Raw genomic sequence first — 16240 nt, forward strand, 5'->3', positions numbered from 1 at the left:
CGGCGATCTCGGTGACCACGAGTTCGGCCACGTCCACGTCCTCGTTCAGGAGAAGCGATGAACACCTACTCCTCGCCCGGTTTTCACGGCGCGACCCAGACGATCTCGGTGTGGGCGCCGGCCGCCGAGCGCATGGTGCACCTCGTCGCGGACGGCGTGAAGGCGCCCATGAAGGCCGGCGAGAACGGCTGGTGGCATTCGCCCGAGCCGGTGCGCGTCGGCAGCGAGTACGCCTTCAGCATCGACGGCGGCGACCCGCGCCCCGACCCGCGTTCGCTGCTGCAGCCCGAGGGCATCCACGGCCCCAGCGAGGGCGTCGACCTCGCGGCCCACGACTGGCAGGACGACGGTTGGCGCGGCCACCACGCGGACGCGGCCTCGCACGACGACGCGATGCGCGGCGCGGTCTTCTACGAGCTACACATCGGCACGTTCACCGAATCCGGGACGTTCGACTCGGCCATCGAACGGCTCGATCACCTCGTGACGCTCGGGGTGACGCACGTCGAGATCCTGCCGGTGAACGGCGTTCCGGGAGAGCGAAACTGGGGCTATGACGGTGTCAACTGGTACGCGACGAGCGCCGCCTACGGCGGCCCGGCCGCCTTCCAGCGCTTCGTCGATGCGTGCCACGCGCGCGGCCTCGCCGTCTGCCTCGACGTCGTCTACAATCACCTCGGCCCGAGCGGCAACTACTTGCCCGAGTTCGGCCCCTACTTCAATGCGCTGCACCACACGCCGTGGGGCCCCGCCGTCAACCTCGACGGCCCGCAGAGTGACGAGGTGCGCCGCTTCATCATCGAGAACGCGCTCATGTGGTTCACCGAGTTCCACGTCGACGCGTTCCGCCTTGACGCCGTCCACGCGCTCGCCGACGACACGGCCGTCCACATCCTCGAAGAGCTCACGGCCGCACTGGAACTCGCCGCCGAGCAGACGGGGCGCAACGTGGTCGTCGTCGCCGAGTCCGACCGCAACGACCCGGCCACCGTCACGCCGCGTGCGCGCGAACCGCGCTCGGGTCAGCGCGGACTCGCAGTCGCCGACGGTGGCAGCGCCGGCCTCGGGCTGAGCGGGCAGTGGGCCGACGACATCCACCACACCCTGCACGTGCTGCTCACCGGCGAGACGCAGGGCTACTACGAGGACTTCGCGGCCCCCGCGGCCCTCGCCAAGATGTACGCGACGCCGTTCTTCCACGACGGCACGTACTCGAGCTTCCGCGAGCGCCGCCACGGCCGCCCCGTCGATCCCGAAGCGACGCCGGGTTGGCGCTTTGTCGCGTCTCTGCAGACGCACGATCAGGTCGGCAACCGCGCGACGGGCGAGCGCCTGTCGCAGCTCGTCGGCGTCGACCGGCTGGCCTGCGCGGCAGCGCTGCTGCTGACGTCGCCGTACACGCCGATGCTCTTCATGGGTGAGGAGTACGGTGCGCAGACCCCCTGGCAGTTCTTCACCGACCACGTCGACCCCGAGATCGCCGAGGGCACCTCACGCGGGCGCGCGGCCGAGTTCGCAGCCCACGGCTGGGGTGACGCGGTGCCCGACCCCCAGGAGGAGTCGACCTTCCGCAACTCGGTGCTGCGCTGGAGCGAGATCGACGACCCCGACGGCGAGCAGTCGCTCCTGCTCGACTGGTACCGCACCCTCATCAGGCTGCGCCGCGAGGTGCCCGACCTGTCCGACCCGACCCTCGGCACGAGCCGGGTCGAGGGTGACGGCCAGGGCCCGACGAGCGTCGTGACGGTGCACCGCGGCGACTGCCGCGTCGTCGTCAACCTCTCGGGCGAGGCGACGACGATCGACGCCGACCGTGTCATCGCCGCATGGCACATCGTCGACGAGCGCCCCGCCGACGGCGGGGGAGTGCGCGTCGTCATCCCGGCCGACGGGGTGGCCATCGTCCGCTGACCCGTAGCAGGGTCGTGCCGCCCGGTGCGACCCTGTGGAGTTCGCGGCGACGGCGTCCGGCGGATGTCTCGACGGCGCCCGGCGGAATGCCGCCCGCCCGCGCGTCGTTGACCCGATGACGCACTCGACGCCTCGTCGAGGCACCGAAGGAGCCAGCCGTACCCGTGACGCGTTCCCACCACAAGCCGTTGTTCTTCACCGACCGCGAGTTCCAGGCGTTCGAGGGAGCACCCGACCCCGCCGATGTCACCGCCATCGCGCACGAGAGCGCCGCCATCCTCGTCGGCGCCGGGCGCACCAACGCGGACCCGGAGGTGACGGCCCGGCTCATCGCGCTGACGGACGAGATCGGCTTGTCGACGCTCGCGCAGCTGTGGGCCGGGCGCCCCGCCGTCAGCCTGCCCGGCGTGCTGTGGCGCCTCTACACGCTGCGCGAATGGGTGCGCCGCGACGCTGTAGGCGCCGCGGGCGACTACAACGCCGGTATCCGGCACGCTCACGTCTCCCACGCCGTCGCGGGATCGGCCGACCCGAGCGGACCTGCCGAGATCAAGGCGCTCGCCGACCGCATCCTCGAGGGCGCCTACACCGGCGACTTCGCCGTCGCGCTCGAACGCGCCGCAGCCTTCTGTCGCGTCGTCGCCTCCGGCCGGGCCGAACGCGCCGAGCGTCACGACGGCCATGACGATGCCCTGGCCGCGCGCGAGGCGCTCAGCGCCGCACGGCTCGGCGACACAGCCCGTGACCTGACGAAGGCCGCCTCCGCCTGGCGCATCGGCAACCTTGACTGATCCGACCCGACTGACTCGACTCAGGTCATTCGACCCGGGCGGCCCGTCTCGAGCGGTGCATCTCGACCGGTTCATGGGTTGCGCTGTCTGGTCTCGACCGGTGGTGACGCCTCGCCAGGCGTCGCCGGCTCCGGGACGACACTGCACTGCGTGACGTTTCTCGCAGCCGCCGGGAATGCGAGGGCCGGTGATGTTCGTTAAGGTGGATGAGCACGCTGGGCCGCGGCAGCCCCGGGTCCCAAATTCAGCCGCTACGAGCGGCCTAGTGCCGAGAGGCGCTCCCGGTCCAGCGTGTCTCACATCTCTCGCGGCGCGGCCATCCCCTGCGCCGCTACCGCACCTCATCGCGAGCGGCGAAGCGCCGGGATGTATTGGCATTCGACCGTGCCGTGGTGGTCAGTGCGCCAGGAGGTAGTGCTCCGCCGCGTCGCGGCGGGCCTTCTCGCGGGCGCGACGCCCACCGCCCTTCCAGTCGCAGACGTGGCAGACGCCGTAGCTGAAGTTGCCGTCGTCGACGATTCCCGGGGTGTCCGAGAAGACGATCTCGTCAGGGGTCGGGTGAGCGCCGCGCGCGATCGCCTGCTTCTTGCGGTTCTTGAGCAGCGACTTGCGCGACCACGTTCCAATACGAGTTGCATCCTTCGGCACAAGCACAGTGTGCATGAAATCGGGATGAACGGCCCCTGAAGCATTGAGTCGATTTGCCCGACCCCGGGCACGATGTTCAGCGCCGGCTCGCGCTATGCCGAAGAGGGTTGCGCCCCAGGGAAACTCGATCGGCACACGGTCATAGCCCCCGCTCATATGTGATGTGAGTCATTCTGCATCCCGACGTGCAGCGACGCCTGCAGCGCCTCCCAGCGTGAAGTCAGGTTGACGCCGCAGGAACGCTGCCCGGCAACGCAGGCGCCCCCCACCGTCACGACGGTGGGGGGCGCACAACGCACGATGGATCAGCAGTGCTTCTCGGGCTGAGCTCGGGGGCGCCTGCGGACCTCGCTTCGTTCGTGTCCTCGGCACCCTTTCGCTTTCACCTGACGGGCTCGGAGGGCCGCGCCGGGCCGGTGCTCGCTTCGCTGCGCCCCGGTCCTCACGGCCCTTTCGCCCGGCTGTCAGCCGAAGCGACCGGAGATGTAGTCCTCGGTCGCCCGCTGATCCGGGTTGCTGAACATCTTCTGCGTGTCGTTCATCTCGACGAGCATGCCGGGCTTGCCCGTCGCCTCGAGGTTGAAGAACGCCGTCCGGTCAGCCACACGCGCCGCCTGCTGCATGTTGTGCGTGACGATGACGATCGTGTAGTCCTTCTTCAGCTCCAGCATCAGATCCTCGATGGCGAGCGTCGAGATCGGGTCGAGAGCCGAGCACGGCTCGTCCATGAGGAGCACGTCCGGCGACACCGCGATGGCACGCGCGATGCACAGACGCTGCTGCTGACCGCCCGACAGGCCGGCACCCGGCTTGTCGAGGCGATCCTTGACCTCGTTCCACAGGTTCGCGCCACGCAGCGACTGCTCCGTCTTCTCGGCGAGCACCTTCTTGTCCTTCACGCCGTTGAGGCGCAGACCCGCGACGACGTTGTCACCGATCGACATCGTCGGGAACGGGTTGGGGCGCTGGAACACCATGCCGACGGTGCGGCGCACCGCCACCGGGTCGACGCCCGGCGCGTACAGGTCCTCGTCGTCGAGGAGCACCTGACCCTCGACGCGGCCGCCGGGGATGACCTCGTGCATGCGGTTGAGGGTGCGCAGGAACGTGGACTTGCCGCAGCCCGACGGGCCGATGAAGGCCGTGATCGAGCGGGGCTCGATCGTCATGGAGACATCGTTCACGGCGAGGAAGTCGCCGTAGTAGACGTTGAGGTTGTGAACGTCGATCCGCTTGCTCATTGAACTCGGGTTCCTTTACGAGTCGTATCCGCGCGAGCGGATGTCAGTTCTTGACCTTGCTGAAGCGGCTGATGAAGCGGCCCAGCAGGTTGAGAAGAAGGATGAGGAGGATGAGGGTGCACGCCGCCGCCCACACGCGCTGCGCGGAGGCGTCGACGGCCATGTTGTCCTTGCCGTTGTAGATCATCGTCGGCAGCGTGCCCATGAGGCCGCCGAACAGGTTCGTCGACAGCGACTTGAAGTACGGCGCGAGGATGATGAGCGGTGCCGTCTCGCCCATGACGCGGGCGAGGCCGAGCAGCACACCGGTGACGATGCCGGAGAACGCCGTCGGGAGAACGATCTTGAGGATCGTCTTCCACTTCGGCACGCCGAGGGCGTACGCGGCCTCGCGCAGCTCGTTCGGCACGAGCTTCAACATCTCCTCCGTGGAGCGCACGACGACGGGAACCATGAGCAGCACGAGCGCCAGGCACACGGCGAACGGGATGCGGTCGAAGCCGAACGTCGTCACCCAGACGGCGTAGACGAACAACGCGGCGACGATGGAGGGGACACCGGTGAGGATGTCGACCATGAAGCTGACGATCTTCGCGGCACGGCCGCGCCCGTACTCGACGAGGTAGACGGCGGTCATCACGCCGATCGGCACGGCGATGAGAGCCGTGACGAAGGCCTGGATGAGGGTGCCCTGGATGGCGTGGGCGGCGCCGCCGGCGACCTCGCGGCGGCCGACGCCGCGCTGGCTCTTCGTCCACCAGTCGACGTGCAGGAGCAGCTCGCCGCCCTTCATGATGACGGTGGCGATGATCCACACCAGCGGTACGAGGGCGACGAGGAACGCGGCCCACATGACGACGGTGGCGATCGTGTTCTTCGTCGCGCGGCCGCCGGACTGGCCCTTGCCGGAGAGCGAGTTCTTCGACCGGGGCTCGGGAGCGGGGTTCTTCTCGAGGGAGTGGGCTGCGGTGCTCATTCGGTGAACGCCTTCCTGCGCTCGATGACGACACGGGCGATCGCGTTGACGACGAACGTCAGGATGAACAGGACGAGGCCCGCCGCGATGAAGGCCCCCGTCTTCGAGGGGTTGTCGAACTCGCCGGCGTTGTTGGCGATCTTCGAGGCGAAGGTCTCACCGCCCTTGAAGATCGAGAAGTTCCAACCCTCGCTGCCGTTGAGGGCGGAGACGATCATCATGACGGCGACGGTCTCACCGAGCGCGCGCCCGAGGCCGAGCATGGACGCGCTGATGATGCCGGGCTTGCCGAAGGGGAGCACCGCGGTGCGGATGACCTCCCACTTCGTCGCGCCGAGCGCCGTCGCCGCATCCTTGTGGGCCTGCGGCGTCTGCGCGAAGACCTCACGCGTCAGGGCCGTGATGATCGGCAGGATCATGATGGCGAGGATGATCGAGACGAAGGCGATGGTGCTCGCGGGGGAGGTGTCCGTCTTGGCGAACAGGGGGCACCAGCCCAGCACGTCCTGGATGACCTTGGCCACCGGGTCGAAGTACTGACCGACGGTGAACACGCCCCACAGGCCGTAGACGATGGACGGCACGGCCGCCAGCAGGTCGATGAGCGCAGCGCCCGGCTTCGCCAGCCACTTCGGCGCGTACTGCGTGAGGAACAGCGCGATGCACACGGCGAGCGGCACGGCGATGAGCATGGCGAGCACCGAGGAGGTGACCGTCACCCACAGCAGGCGGGCGATGCCGAAGTGCATCGGGCTCGAGTCGACGTCCCAGTCCTGGGAGGTGAGGAAGTTCGAGTGGTCGTCCATGATGGCGGGAACCGCCTGGATGACGAGGAAGGCTCCGACGAGCGCGACGAGGACGACGACGAGGAGGCCCGCGCCGCGCGCGAGGCCACCGAAGATCATGTCGCCCCTGCGGCCCGTCGCTGCGCGGTCACCGGAGGGGGCGCGTTCGCCGGGGCCCTCCCCGGGGGTGTGACCGTCGTCGGGGCCGGGTGCGTCGGCCACCGAGACGCCGGTGATTGAACTCATGAGGTTTCCTGCCTCTGCTCGAGCTGGTACGGGTGGAACGCGAGACTATGGACTCGCTCCGACGCGCAGACGGGGTGCTCGGGCGCCGAAGCGCCCGAGCACCCCGTCAGGCGCTGTGCGTCACTGGATGGCGTTGACGGCCGTCTTGACCTTGCCCTGGATGTCGGCCGGCAGCGGCGCGTAACCCTGGGATTCGAGGTTCTTCTGGATGTCGTCGCCGGCGAAGTAGGTGAGGAACGACTTCACGGACTTGCCGATCTCGGCGTCCTTGTACTTCGAGCAGACGACCTCGTACGTGACGAGGACGATCGGGTAGGCGCCCGCTTCCTTCGTCGCGTAGTCGAGCTTGAGGCGCAGGTCGTTGCCCGTGCCGTCGATCTTCGCGGCAGAGATGGCCTTGGACGCCGAGGCGCCGGTCAGCTCGACGGCGCCCGCGCCGTTGTCGATCTTCGCGACCTGCAGCTCGTTGTCCTTCGCGGCCGACCACTCGGCGTACGTGATGCCACCGTCGGTCGACTTCACGGACGAGGTCACGCCGGCCGTCTTGGCCTTGCCTTCGCCCTTGCCCGTCCACTTCTTGCCGGGCTCGGCCGTCCACTTGTCCTTCGCGGAGGCGGCGAGGTACTTCGTGAAGTTCTCCGTCGTGCCCGACTCGTCCGAGCGGAAGAAGACCTTGATGTCCTTGGCCGGCAGGGTGACGCCCTTGTTGACCGCGGCGATCGCCGGGTCGTTCCACTTCGTGATCTTGCCGTTGAAGATGTCGGCGAGGACGGCCGGCGTCAGCGTGATCGGGTCCTTGACGTCCTTCAGGTTGTACGAGACGGCGATCGGGCCGGTCACCATCGGGATGTTCCAGGCCTCGGAACCGCAGGCCGTCTTGGCCTCGTCGGTCTCGATCTTGCCGTCCTTCGGCTTCGTCTTGAGCGCGGAGTCAGAGCCGGCGAAGTTGACCTGGCCGGCGATGAACTGCTTGATGCCGTTGCCGGAACCGGTCGCGTTGTAAGTGACGTTGTTGTCGCAGGTCTTGCCGTACTTCTCGATGGCGTCCTGGATCGCGTTGTCCTGGGCGGAGGAACCCTCGGCCTTCAGGTCCTTCTTGCCGCAGTCGGCCGAACCCGAGTCGCCGCCGGACTTGGCGGCGTCCGTCGCGCTGGAGCCTGCGGACTTGGCGCCGTCGGTGGCGGAGTCGGACGACTCGCTGCCACAGGCGGACAGGGCAAGGGCGCTGGCCAGCGCGACGCCGGAGATGCGGGCGATGCTCGTGATCTTCACGGGATACAGACCTCTCGTCACAAAGTATTTCCGGGCACGTGCCTGGACGCTTGGAACCTAGGTCGTTCACGTGTCGCGAATCCCCCTTCGAGGTGAACGTTGAGTGAACGCAGTCTGAGGGGTGTGAGAGGCCTTGGGGCAGTGGGAGATTGGGGGGGGCGAAAGTGGTCGTCAGCGTTCCAGTGGCGGCGTGCGCAACCGCTCCACCGAGACGATTTGTGCCTCCTGGCCGCTACCGAGAACCTGACAGACGAGCACCTCGCCCTTGTCCATCCCGTGCGCCTTGATGTGGCCGAGGCAACGCCGCGTCGCCGACCCGGTCGGCGCGAGTGCGGACAGCGTAGCGACGAGGTCGGGGATGAGGGGGCGGTGGGTGCACAACGCCGTCGCATCGGCGCGCTCGAGGGCGCGCGTCAACTGGCGGGCGGCCTTCTCGGGGTGAGCGGCGAACGTCTCCTCCGACAGCGCGCTCTTCGTCTGCAACCGCGTCCCGCTCGCGGACGTGAACGGCTTGACCGTCTGCACGCACCGCGTCGACGACGACGACACGACGCGCTCAGGAGCCCACGCGCCGAGGACGGGGACGAGCGCCGCGGCCCGTGCGCGGCCGCGCTCGCTCAGCGGGCGGCGGGCGTCGTCGTCACCCCGATACGCGGCGCGCGCCTGGGCGTGGGCGTGACGCACGAGCAGCAGCGGCCACGTCTCGAGGCGGCCGTCACGCTCGGCTTCGAGCAGGGCGTCGAGGGGGAGGCGGTCGCGTGCGTAGGTGAGCGTTCGTCGAGCCGTCTCGACGTCGAGCCAGCGCACCTCGTCGACCTCGTGCTCGAGCACTCCGCTGCCGCCGACGACCTGGGCGGCCCAGTACCGGACGAGCTTCGTCGCGCCGTTGTCGAGGCCGTAGACGAGCTCGGGCAGGGGGATGCCGAGACGCACCTGCAGCCCCGTCTCCTCGAGCACCTCACGCGCAGCGGCCTGAGCGAACGTCTCACCGGGGTCGAGCTTGCCCTTCGGCCACGACCAGTCGTCATAGCGCGAACGATGAACGAGTGCCATCTCGATGCCGCTGCGGCGGCGGCGCCACACGAGCGCCCCGGCAGCAGGCACCAGCTCGGGGTTCTTGCCGCGCGTCACCGCCGGCGGGCCTTGCGACGACGCTTCGAGTACGCCTCGATCAGATCGGCCTGGTAGTCGTTCTTCGGCGCGCCGTCGGGCGTGAGGTTCTCCCGGATCCAGCGGCCCTCGGCGTCGAGACGCCACGACGAGGTCTGCGGGCTCATGCCGGTGGCGACGAGGTCGACGACCGTCGCGACCTGGCGCTCGTCCGTCAGCCGCACGAGCGCTTCGACGCGGCGGTCGAGGTTGCGGTGCATCATGTCGGCGCTGCCGATGTAGGCGATCGGCTCCTGGCCCTCGACGTCGAAGACGAACACACGGCTGTGCTCGAGGAAGCGCCCGAGAATCGAGCGCACCTCGATGTTCTCGCTCAGCCCGGGTACGCCCGGACGCAGCGCGGAGATGCCGCGCACGAGAACGTTGACCTTCACCCCGGCCTGCGAGGCGCGGTAGCAGGCGTCGATGATCTGCTCGTCGACGATAGAGTTGACCTTGAGTGACACGCTCGAGGCCTTGCCGGCCCCGGCCGCCTCGATGCACCGGTCGATCTGCTCGATCAAGCCGGAACGCACCGAACGCGGCGCCACGAGAAGGCGCTTGAACTTGGCGCGCGGCGCCATGCCCGACAGCTGGTTGAACAGCCGGCCCAGGTCCTCGCCCACGTCGGGGTCGGTCGTGAGCAACCCGAGGTCCTCGTAGAGACGAGCCGTCTTGGGGTTGTAGTTGCCGGTGCCGACGTGGCAGTAGCGGCGGATGCCGTCGCCCTCATGCCGCACGACGAGGCACAGCTTCGCATGCGTCTTGAGCCCGACCATGCCGTAGACGACGTGCACGCCCGCGCGCTCGAGCTTGCGCGCCCACGTGATGTTGTTCTCCTCGTCGAAGCGCGCCTTGATCTCGACGACGGCGAGCACCTGCTTGCCGGCCTGCGCTGCGTCGATGAGTGCCGAGATGATCGGCGAGTTGCCGCTCGTGCGGTACAGCGTCTGCTTGATGGCGAGCACGTCTGGGTCGGCTGCGGCCTGCTCGACGAACGCCTGCACCGACGTCGAGAACGAGTCGTAGGGGTGGTGCAGCAGGATGTCGCTCGAACGCATCGCGCCGAGGACGTCGGGGGCCTCGGAGCGCTCGACCGGCGCGAGCAGCGGGTGGGTCTTCGGCATGAACCGTGGCCACTGCAGCTCGCTGCGGTCGAGATCGGCGATGTCACCGAGGCCGCGCAGGTCGAGCGGCTCGGGCAGGCGGAAGACCTCGTCGTCGCTGACGCCCAGCTCACGCGTCAGCAGGTCGAGGACGTGATCGTCCATGTCGTCGGCGACCTCGAGACGCACCGCCGCGCCGAAACGGCGTCGCGTCAGCTCCTTCTCGAGGGCGGTGAGCAGGTTCTCGGCGTCGTCCTCCTCGACCTCGAGATCCTCGTTGCGCGTGACGCGGAAGGTGAATTGCTCGTGCACCTCCATGCCGGGGAACAGCACGTCGAGATGCTCGGCGATGACGTCCTCGAGGGTGACGAAGCGCGCGTCGTACAGCGGGTCCTCGCCTTCGCCCGTCGGCAGCTTGACCATGCGTGGCAGCAACGGCGGCACCTTCACGCGAGCGAAGTGCTCGCGGCCCGTCTTGGGGTCGATGAGCAGCACCGCGAGGTTGACCGACAGGCCCGAGATGTACGGGAAAGGATGCGCCGGGTCGACGGCCAGCGGGGTGAGGACGGGGTAGACCTGCGCCTCGAAGTAGGTGCCCAGGTAGTCACGGTCCGCGTCCGTCAGCTGCGAGAGCTTGAGCAGGCGGATGCCCTCATCCTCCAGGGCCGGGCGGACCTGGCGCTGGAAGATGCCGGCGTGCAGATCCATGAGGTCGTGCGAGGCGCGCGTCAGGTCGTCGAGCAGCTCGCGCGGTTCGAGACCGGACGCCGAGCGCACCGCGAGGCCGGCGGCGATGCGGCGCTTGAGGCCCGCCACACGCACCATGAAGAACTCGTCGAGGTTCGAGGAGAAGATCGACAGGAAGCGGGCCCGCTCGAGCAGCGGCACGTTCGGGTCGGTCGACAGCTGCAGGACGCGCTCGTTGAACTGCAGCCACGACATCTCGCGGTCGAGGAAACGGTCTGCGGGCAGCTCCGGCTCGTCAGCAGAGGCGGTCTTCGTCGACTTCGCCTTCTCCGTCGTGGCCGCCGAGCGCGCGACGTTGCGTGGACGAGAGGCCGCGCGTGGCTTGAACCGGGCGACGGCCGTCGACGGAGACGAGGGAGTAGTCTCGGGCGGCGAGTCGTCGGCGCGGCCCGCATCCTGCGGTTCCTTGGAGGCGGCGGTCTTGGGCGCAGTGCTCATGGCTCTATCTTCACATCGCCCGGGCAGGCGTGTGGACGTACATCACGTCGTGGGCAGCACGGACGAACCCACGCCGCGTGTAGGTGGCCTTGGCCGGTTCGTTGTCGCCCTCGACGTAGAGCTCGACGCTGCTCGCCCCCGCGTCACGCAGGTGAGCCAGGCCGAGGGCAGTGAGCGGCCCGGCGATGCCTCGTCCTTGCCACTCGGGTGCGACCGCGACGACGTACACCTCGCCGGCCTCGTCGCCCGGCTCGTGCTTCGTCCAGTGCGAGGCGACGAGCTCTCCGCTCGCCTCGTCCCGCACGAGGATCAGACCCGCCGGGTCGAACCACTCCTGCGCCTCGCGCTCGCGGAAGTCGGCGAGCGTCATACGCCCCTGTTCGGGGTGATGCGCGAAGGCGCGCGCGTTGAGATCGACCCAGGCCTGCGCCTCGCGCTCGCTGCCGTCGTAACCGCGCGCGACCAGACCCGCGGGGAGTGCGACGTCGAACGTCTCGTCGGCGGTGAGCGGACGCGTCATGCGCCACAGCTCGCGCGCCTTGCGCGCACCGAGGCTCGCAGCGAACGCCTGGGCAGCGGGCAGATCGCCGTGGGCCCAAAGGCGTACGGGCGTCGCAGTATCGCTCCTGGACTCGTCCAGGGCCACGAGCAGAGCCCGTGCGACACCCGCGCGGCGGGCGTCGGGCGCCGTCACGAGATCGCATCCGCTTGCATCTGACTGCGCGTCGACGAGCACGCCGACCGGTGAGCCCTCCCGGGAGGCGACGAGGACGCGGGCCGGTGGCGCGAGGCGCTCCAGCGCGAACAGCGACTCCTCGTTGAGGGCAGCCACACCGTCGCTCTTCGCCGCGGAGCGCGCGAGCGCCAGCACGGCGTCGACCTCGTCGGGGCGGGCCGGGTGGACGTCGAGGTTCTGTGCGTCGATCTTCATGGCGTTCACGCTAGCGCGCACGGGTGACAACCGCGGAACGACGGGAGATGCAGAAGCCAAGATCGCGCCGGGAGCGCTGCTCGCGTCGGCCCGCACGGAAGCGTCACGCGCCGTTCACGCCACCATCGACGAAGCGGTACCCGACGTTGCGGACCGTGCCGATCGACGTCTCGTGCTCGGCTCCGAGCTTGGCCCGCAACCGTCGCACGTGGACGTCGACGGTACGCGTGCCGCCGTAGTAGTCGTAGCCCCAGACCTCTTGCAGCAGCTGCGCGCGGGTGAAGACCCGCCCCGGGTGCTGCGCGAGGTGCTTGAGCAGCTCGAACTCCTTGTAGGTGAGGTCGAGCGACCGCCCACGCACCCGCGCCGAGTACGACTCCTCGTCGATGACGAGGTCGCCGGCGGTGATCTGCGTGTTCGCCTCGTCGGGCTGCGAACCGGCGCGGGCCAGAGCCAGACGGATGCGGGCGTCGACCTCGGCGGGGCCCGCGACATCGAGGACCACGTCGCTGATCAACCACTCGGGGGTCAGTGCGACGAGGCCGCCCTCGGTGAAGATGGCGAGGACGGGCGTACCCGGCCACGCGGCCTCGACCATGCGGGTGACGCCGCGCATCGCGACGAGGTCGGTGCGCGCGTCGACGATGACGACGTCGGCGTCGAGCGGAGCGGCGAGCCGCTCCGGGTCGGGCGTGCTCACGCGCACCCGGTGGCTCAGCAGCCCCAGAGCAGGAAGCACCTCGACGCTCGCGCCGCGAGCCGTCGTCAGAAGCAGGAGGTGCGCCACGCGTCAAGACTACGGTTAGCGTGGAGAGGCTGCAGGAGCATGGTCGAAGGATGGAACATCGGATGACGACAGACGTAGACGCTCGCCCGAGTGTGCGGGTGCGCTACTGGGCGGGTGCGGCGCAGGCCGCCGGGTGCGACGAGGAGAACCTGCCGCTCGCGGTGGGTGAGGCGCGCCAGAGCCCCGAGCTCACCGGCCGCGACGTACGCGCGCTCATCATGCGGGCCCACCCCGACATCGAGGCCGTGCTCGCACGCTGCAGCCTGCTGCACGGCGGCCGTCGCCTCGCCGATGACGCCTCGTTCGAGCCGTCAGACGTCGTCGAGGTGCTGCCCCCGTTCGTCGGGGGATGAGCCGTCAGGGGATGAGCACCGGCGCGCGGGATGCGAGGATGGGCGCGTGACCTCCGCCAAACCACCGACGCCGTCGATGCGCGCCTCCGGCGCGTGCGCCGGAGCTGTTGCGTCCGCCGCGATCTGCGCGGCGTCCTTCGCGCCGGTGACGCTGATCGCGCTCGTCTTCGTGGTACTCGGATGTGGCCTCGCATGGGGGTGGCCACGACTGGTCAACCTACCGAGCCCGCGCGGGACGACGTCCGTGCTGACGGGCACCGCCGTGGCGCTCGCCGTCACGATGCTCGCCAGTGGCGCCGGGGATCGCACGCGGTGGGCCGGTGCCGTCCTGTGCGTCGGGCTCATCGCGAGCTTCCTGCACCAACTGCTGCGCGAGGACGGGCGTCCGCGCCTCGTCATGACGCTCGCCGGCACGGCGCTCGGCCTCGGCGTGCTCGGGGCAGGCGCCTACTTCATCGACGCCGCCGACTCGTCCCAGACGCGCCACCTCATGCTCGCCACAGGCCTCGCGACGCTCGTCGGCAGCGTCCTCGACGGCGTGGCGGGGGCGACGTCACGGCGCCTCGAACTGGGTGCGGCGCAGTGCGTGCTCGGCGCGATCGCCGGGTGCGGCGCCGTCATCGCGGGCGCATCGGTCGCGTCGGCCGCCCTGGCTGGTGGCGCGGCGGGCCTGTTGTCGTGGGCGTGCCTGCGTACGACGGTGACGCTTGCGACGTCCGCCCACACGCGGGCGCAGCTCGCCGCGGGGTGTGCGTGCGTCCTCGTCTGTGGCCTCGTGCCCGTCGCGGTGGCGCGTCTCGTCTGAGCGCCCGCAAGCCCGGTTGTCCGCACCAGGTCGTCGGCACGATTGCCGCTCGAACCACCACGGACGCCGATGGGCGCCGCACCCGGTGAGGGAGGCGGCGCCCACCGGCGCGTCAGGCAGGAGCGCAGAACGTCAGTCGACGCGCTTGAGCTCGGCCGAGGCGTAGCTCTGCAGCGGTTTGCCGTTGAGCGCCGCGTCGTAGGCCCACATGAGGTTGGAGTTGACGTAGCCGAGCATGCGCGCGCCGGCCGTGTACTCGGGCGCCTGCGGCGAGCGGATGACGCCGTCGGTGCGCAGTTCGATCTTCGCGGGGGAGGTGTTGCCGTAGTACATCTCCACGATGCCGCTCGGGTGCGTCACCATGAACTCGACCTCGTTGTTCTCCAGCGGGCGCCAGTAGCCGAACTCCGTGTCGATGGTGTCCGTCTTGTTGCCCTGCTCGTCGAGCTTCCACATGCGCGAGTGCCACTCGAGGAAGGGGCGCTCGTCGTGGCTGACGACGAGTTCCTGGCCGAAGTTGGCCGACTCCATGCCGGGGTAGCCGATGACACCGGCGCCCTCCCAGCGGCCGACGAGCCAGGCGAGGGGGGCGAGTTCGATGGGCATGTTGACATCAAGTTCGAAAGGCACGGCACCAGGCTATCCGGTGACGTGCCTCTCGATCGAGCCGCGCGCAGGGGCTTTCCGCGTCCTGGGCCTCAGCTCGCAGCGCCCACGCGCCCGTTCGGGACGCCGGACATGTCGTCCTTGCGCAGGCCGTCGCTCAGCTTCTCGAGGCCTGCCTCATCGACGTAGTCGACCGATCCTGCGGCGCCCTCGTTGCCGAAACCGGTGTACGGCGCCGTGTAGAAGGTGATGTTCTGCGTGTCGAGGTCGCGCAGGCTGTAGGCGAGGCTCGTCATGTACCCAGAGGTGAATCCGTCGTCGACGGCCAGGTTGTCGGAGATGTCGCCGACGAGCTTGGTGATGGTCACCGGGTTGGTCAGGACGCCCTGGGTCTTGGCCTTCTTGAACATGGCGAGAATCCAGGCCTGCTGGTTCTTGCCACGGTCGATGTCGCCGTTCTTGAGCTGGTGACGCTCCTGGACGTAGTGGCGGGCCTGGGTGCCGTTCATGTGGTTCATGCCCTTGGACCAGCTGCCGTATCCCTTCTCGTCGAAGGCCTGCGGCACGTAGATGTCGACGCCGCCCATGTCGTCGGTGAGCTTCTCGAAGCCCTTGAACCCGATCTGCGCGACGTGATCGATGTGGACGTTCGTCGCCTTCTCGATCGTCTGGATGAGCAGGGTCGGGCCGCCGTACGCGTAGGCGGCGTTGATCTTGTTCTTGCCGTGGCCCGGGATGTCGACGTAGTAGTCGCGCGGGAAGTGCACGACGGAGACCTGCTTGCGGTCGTTGCTGATGTGGACGAGCTGGATGACGTCGGAACGGCTTCCGTCACGCAGGCTCGTGTTACGGCTGTCCGAGCCGAGCAACAGGATGTTCTGGGCGTCCCCGGCCGCGGCGTCTCGCGTCACGTTCGAGCTCGGCAGGAGCTTCTCGCGCGAGACGTTCGAGTCGAACACGTACTTGAGGTACAGGAAGAACCCGCCGATGACGAGGGCGACGATGAGCAGCAGCGCGAGCAGCGTGTAGAGCAGGACACGCAGCTTGCTACGCCTCCGTCGCCGGCCGGGGGCCTTCGTCGCGCGGGAGCTGGCACCGTCGCTCGTCTCGCCCGTCGCGCTCGTGCCGTCGTGGGGCGAAGGGCCCGGGGTGCCGGGCGCGTCGTCGGCGTGCGGCATCGAGGTCTCGTCTGACATGGCCCCAGCATAGGTGGGCCGACCGAGGCTCACCTGGGAGCCGCGCGGACCCGCGCGTACGGTGGTGCGGTGAGTGATATGCAGCCCCTGCCCCCTGAGGTCTCGGACGCGGACCGGGCCACGAATCCGGACACCGTCGACGCCGCCCATGCCGGCGCGACGACGAACGCCCCCGCGTCGCAGCATGAGGCGGCCCACGCGGGCGACCGCTCGCCGTCCCTCGACCTGCCCGGCGCCGTGGCGGCCGACGGC

Annotated in this window: 15 protein-coding genes and 1 pseudogene; 5 read left to right on the plus strand and 11 right to left on the minus strand. The window is 69.2% G+C overall.

Going from position 1 to position 16240, the window contains the following annotated elements; all coding sequences use genetic code 11:
* The first annotated feature begins 57 nt into the window (after nucleotides 1–57).
* Together treZ and B2284_RS06720 are read left to right on the plus strand one after the other, a co-directional pair.
* Nucleotides 58–1911 carry a malto-oligosyltrehalose trehalohydrolase gene (gene treZ / locus B2284_RS06715; protein WP_074045668.1) on the plus strand — a complete coding sequence of 618 codons (1854 nt, stop codon included), beginning with the start codon at nucleotides 58–60 and terminating at the stop codon, nucleotides 1909–1911.
* Between the two features lie 164 nt (nucleotides 1912–2075).
* On the plus strand, nucleotides 2076–2702 hold the full coding sequence (locus B2284_RS06720; protein WP_006946442.1) for a hypothetical protein: 627 nt from the start codon (nucleotides 2076–2078) through the stop codon (nucleotides 2700–2702).
* Nucleotides 2703–3098: 396 nt separating this feature from the next.
* Here the strand turns inward: B2284_RS06720 and B2284_RS06725 are convergent, their stop codons facing one another.
* The 9 genes from B2284_RS06725 to B2284_RS06765 form a co-directional block, all read right to left on the minus strand.
* Entirely contained in the window at nucleotides 3099–3365 is a 267-nt protein-coding gene (locus tag B2284_RS06725; protein WP_062258103.1) for a hypothetical protein, read from the minus strand.
* 449 nt (nucleotides 3366–3814) lie between these two features.
* On the minus strand, nucleotides 3815–4591 hold the full coding sequence (gene pstB / locus B2284_RS06730) for a phosphate ABC transporter ATP-binding protein PstB (protein ID WP_006946474.1): 777 nt from the start codon (nucleotides 4589–4591) through the stop codon (nucleotides 3815–3817).
* Between the two features lie 43 nt (nucleotides 4592–4634).
* The gene (gene pstA / locus B2284_RS06735) at nucleotides 4635–5567 is read right to left on the minus strand and encodes a phosphate ABC transporter permease PstA (protein ID WP_006946437.1); all 933 of its coding nucleotides are present in this window, start codon (nucleotides 5565–5567) and stop codon (nucleotides 4635–4637) included.
* Nucleotides 5564–6598, minus strand: a complete 1035-nt coding sequence (pstC, locus tag B2284_RS06740) for a phosphate ABC transporter permease subunit PstC (protein ID WP_038569351.1) — start codon at nucleotides 6596–6598, stop codon at nucleotides 5564–5566. The genes pstA and pstC overlap by 4 nt, the downstream gene beginning before the upstream one ends.
* 120 nt (nucleotides 6599–6718) lie before the next feature.
* Nucleotides 6719–7870, minus strand: a complete 1152-nt coding sequence (pstS, locus tag B2284_RS06745; RefSeq protein ID WP_006946444.1) for a phosphate ABC transporter substrate-binding protein PstS — start codon at nucleotides 7868–7870, stop codon at nucleotides 6719–6721.
* A gap of 171 nt (nucleotides 7871–8041) precedes the next feature.
* Nucleotides 8042–9001, minus strand: coding sequence for an NUDIX hydrolase (locus B2284_RS06750; RefSeq protein ID WP_006946483.1), 960 nt, complete (start codon nucleotides 8999–9001; stop codon nucleotides 8042–8044).
* Nucleotides 8998–11310, minus strand: coding sequence for an RNA degradosome polyphosphate kinase (locus B2284_RS06755; protein ID WP_006946421.1), 2313 nt, complete (start codon nucleotides 11308–11310; stop codon nucleotides 8998–9000). The genes B2284_RS06750 and B2284_RS06755 overlap by 4 nt, the downstream gene beginning before the upstream one ends.
* 10 nt (nucleotides 11311–11320) lie before the next feature.
* Nucleotides 11321–12241, minus strand: a complete 921-nt coding sequence (gene mshD, locus B2284_RS06760) for a mycothiol synthase (RefSeq protein ID WP_074045667.1) — start codon at nucleotides 12239–12241, stop codon at nucleotides 11321–11323.
* 103 nt (nucleotides 12242–12344) lie between these two features.
* Nucleotides 12345–13028, minus strand: a complete 684-nt coding sequence (locus B2284_RS06765; protein ID WP_006946497.1) for a response regulator transcription factor — start codon at nucleotides 13026–13028, stop codon at nucleotides 12345–12347.
* 62 nt (nucleotides 13029–13090) lie between these two features.
* On the opposite strand from B2284_RS06765, the gene B2284_RS06770 reads away from it, so the two are divergent.
* Complete coding sequence (locus B2284_RS06770) at nucleotides 13091–13381, plus strand: ubiquitin family protein (protein ID WP_074045666.1); 291 nt, start codon at nucleotides 13091–13093, stop codon at nucleotides 13379–13381.
* A gap of 46 nt (nucleotides 13382–13427) precedes the next feature.
* On the plus strand, nucleotides 13428–14186 hold the full coding sequence (locus B2284_RS06775; RefSeq protein WP_131941619.1) for a hypothetical protein: 759 nt from the start codon (nucleotides 13428–13430) through the stop codon (nucleotides 14184–14186).
* Nucleotides 14187–14318: 132 nt separating this feature from the next.
* Here B2284_RS06775 and B2284_RS06780 read toward each other — a convergent pair whose 3' ends face one another.
* Both B2284_RS06780 and B2284_RS06785 read right to left on the minus strand, forming a co-directional pair.
* Complete coding sequence (locus B2284_RS06780) at nucleotides 14319–14816, minus strand: heme-binding beta-barrel domain-containing protein (protein ID WP_062258494.1); 498 nt, start codon at nucleotides 14814–14816, stop codon at nucleotides 14319–14321.
* A gap of 68 nt (nucleotides 14817–14884) precedes the next feature.
* The gene (locus tag B2284_RS06785; protein ID WP_050786567.1) at nucleotides 14885–15988 is read right to left on the minus strand and encodes an LCP family protein; all 1104 of its coding nucleotides are present in this window, start codon (nucleotides 15986–15988) and stop codon (nucleotides 14885–14887) included.
* Between the two features lie 78 nt (nucleotides 15989–16066).
* Between B2284_RS06785 and B2284_RS06790 the strand changes: the two are divergent.
* A pseudogene (locus B2284_RS06790) lies at nucleotides 16067–16240 on the plus strand (CAF17-like 4Fe-4S cluster assembly/insertion protein YgfZ); the annotation flags it as partial.

It is taken from the genome of Dermacoccus sp. UBA1591, assembly GCF_002322065.1.
Taxonomy (GTDB): Bacteria; Actinomycetota; Actinomycetes; order Actinomycetales; family Dermatophilaceae; genus Dermacoccus; species Dermacoccus nishinomiyaensis.

Excerpts from the sequence above, each read along its gene's own strand:
- treZ (WP_074045668.1), top strand. The coding sequence starts at position 58 with ATGAACACCTACTCCTCGCCCGGTTTTCACGGCGCGACCCAGACGATC.
- B2284_RS06725 (WP_062258103.1), bottom strand. The coding sequence starts at position 3,365 with ATGCACACTGTGCTTGTGCCGAAGGATGCAACTCGTATTGGAACGTGG.
- pstB (WP_006946474.1), bottom strand. The coding sequence starts at position 4,591 with ATGAGCAAGCGGATCGACGTTCACAACCTCAACGTCTACTACGGCGAC.
- pstA (WP_006946437.1), bottom strand. The coding sequence starts at position 5,567 with ATGAGCACCGCAGCCCACTCCCTCGAGAAGAACCCCGCTCCCGAGCCC.
- pstC (WP_038569351.1), bottom strand. The coding sequence starts at position 6,598 with ATGAGTTCAATCACCGGCGTCTCGGTGGCCGACGCACCCGGCCCCGAC.
- B2284_RS06755 (WP_006946421.1), bottom strand. The coding sequence starts at position 11,310 with ATGAGCACTGCGCCCAAGACCGCCGCCTCCAAGGAACCGCAGGATGCG.
- mshD (WP_074045667.1), bottom strand. The coding sequence starts at position 12,241 with ATGAAGATCGACGCACAGAACCTCGACGTCCACCCGGCCCGCCCCGAC.
- B2284_RS06770 (WP_074045666.1), top strand. The coding sequence starts at position 13,091 with ATGACGACAGACGTAGACGCTCGCCCGAGTGTGCGGGTGCGCTACTGG.
- B2284_RS06785 (WP_050786567.1), bottom strand. The coding sequence starts at position 15,988 with ATGTCAGACGAGACCTCGATGCCGCACGCCGACGACGCGCCCGGCACC.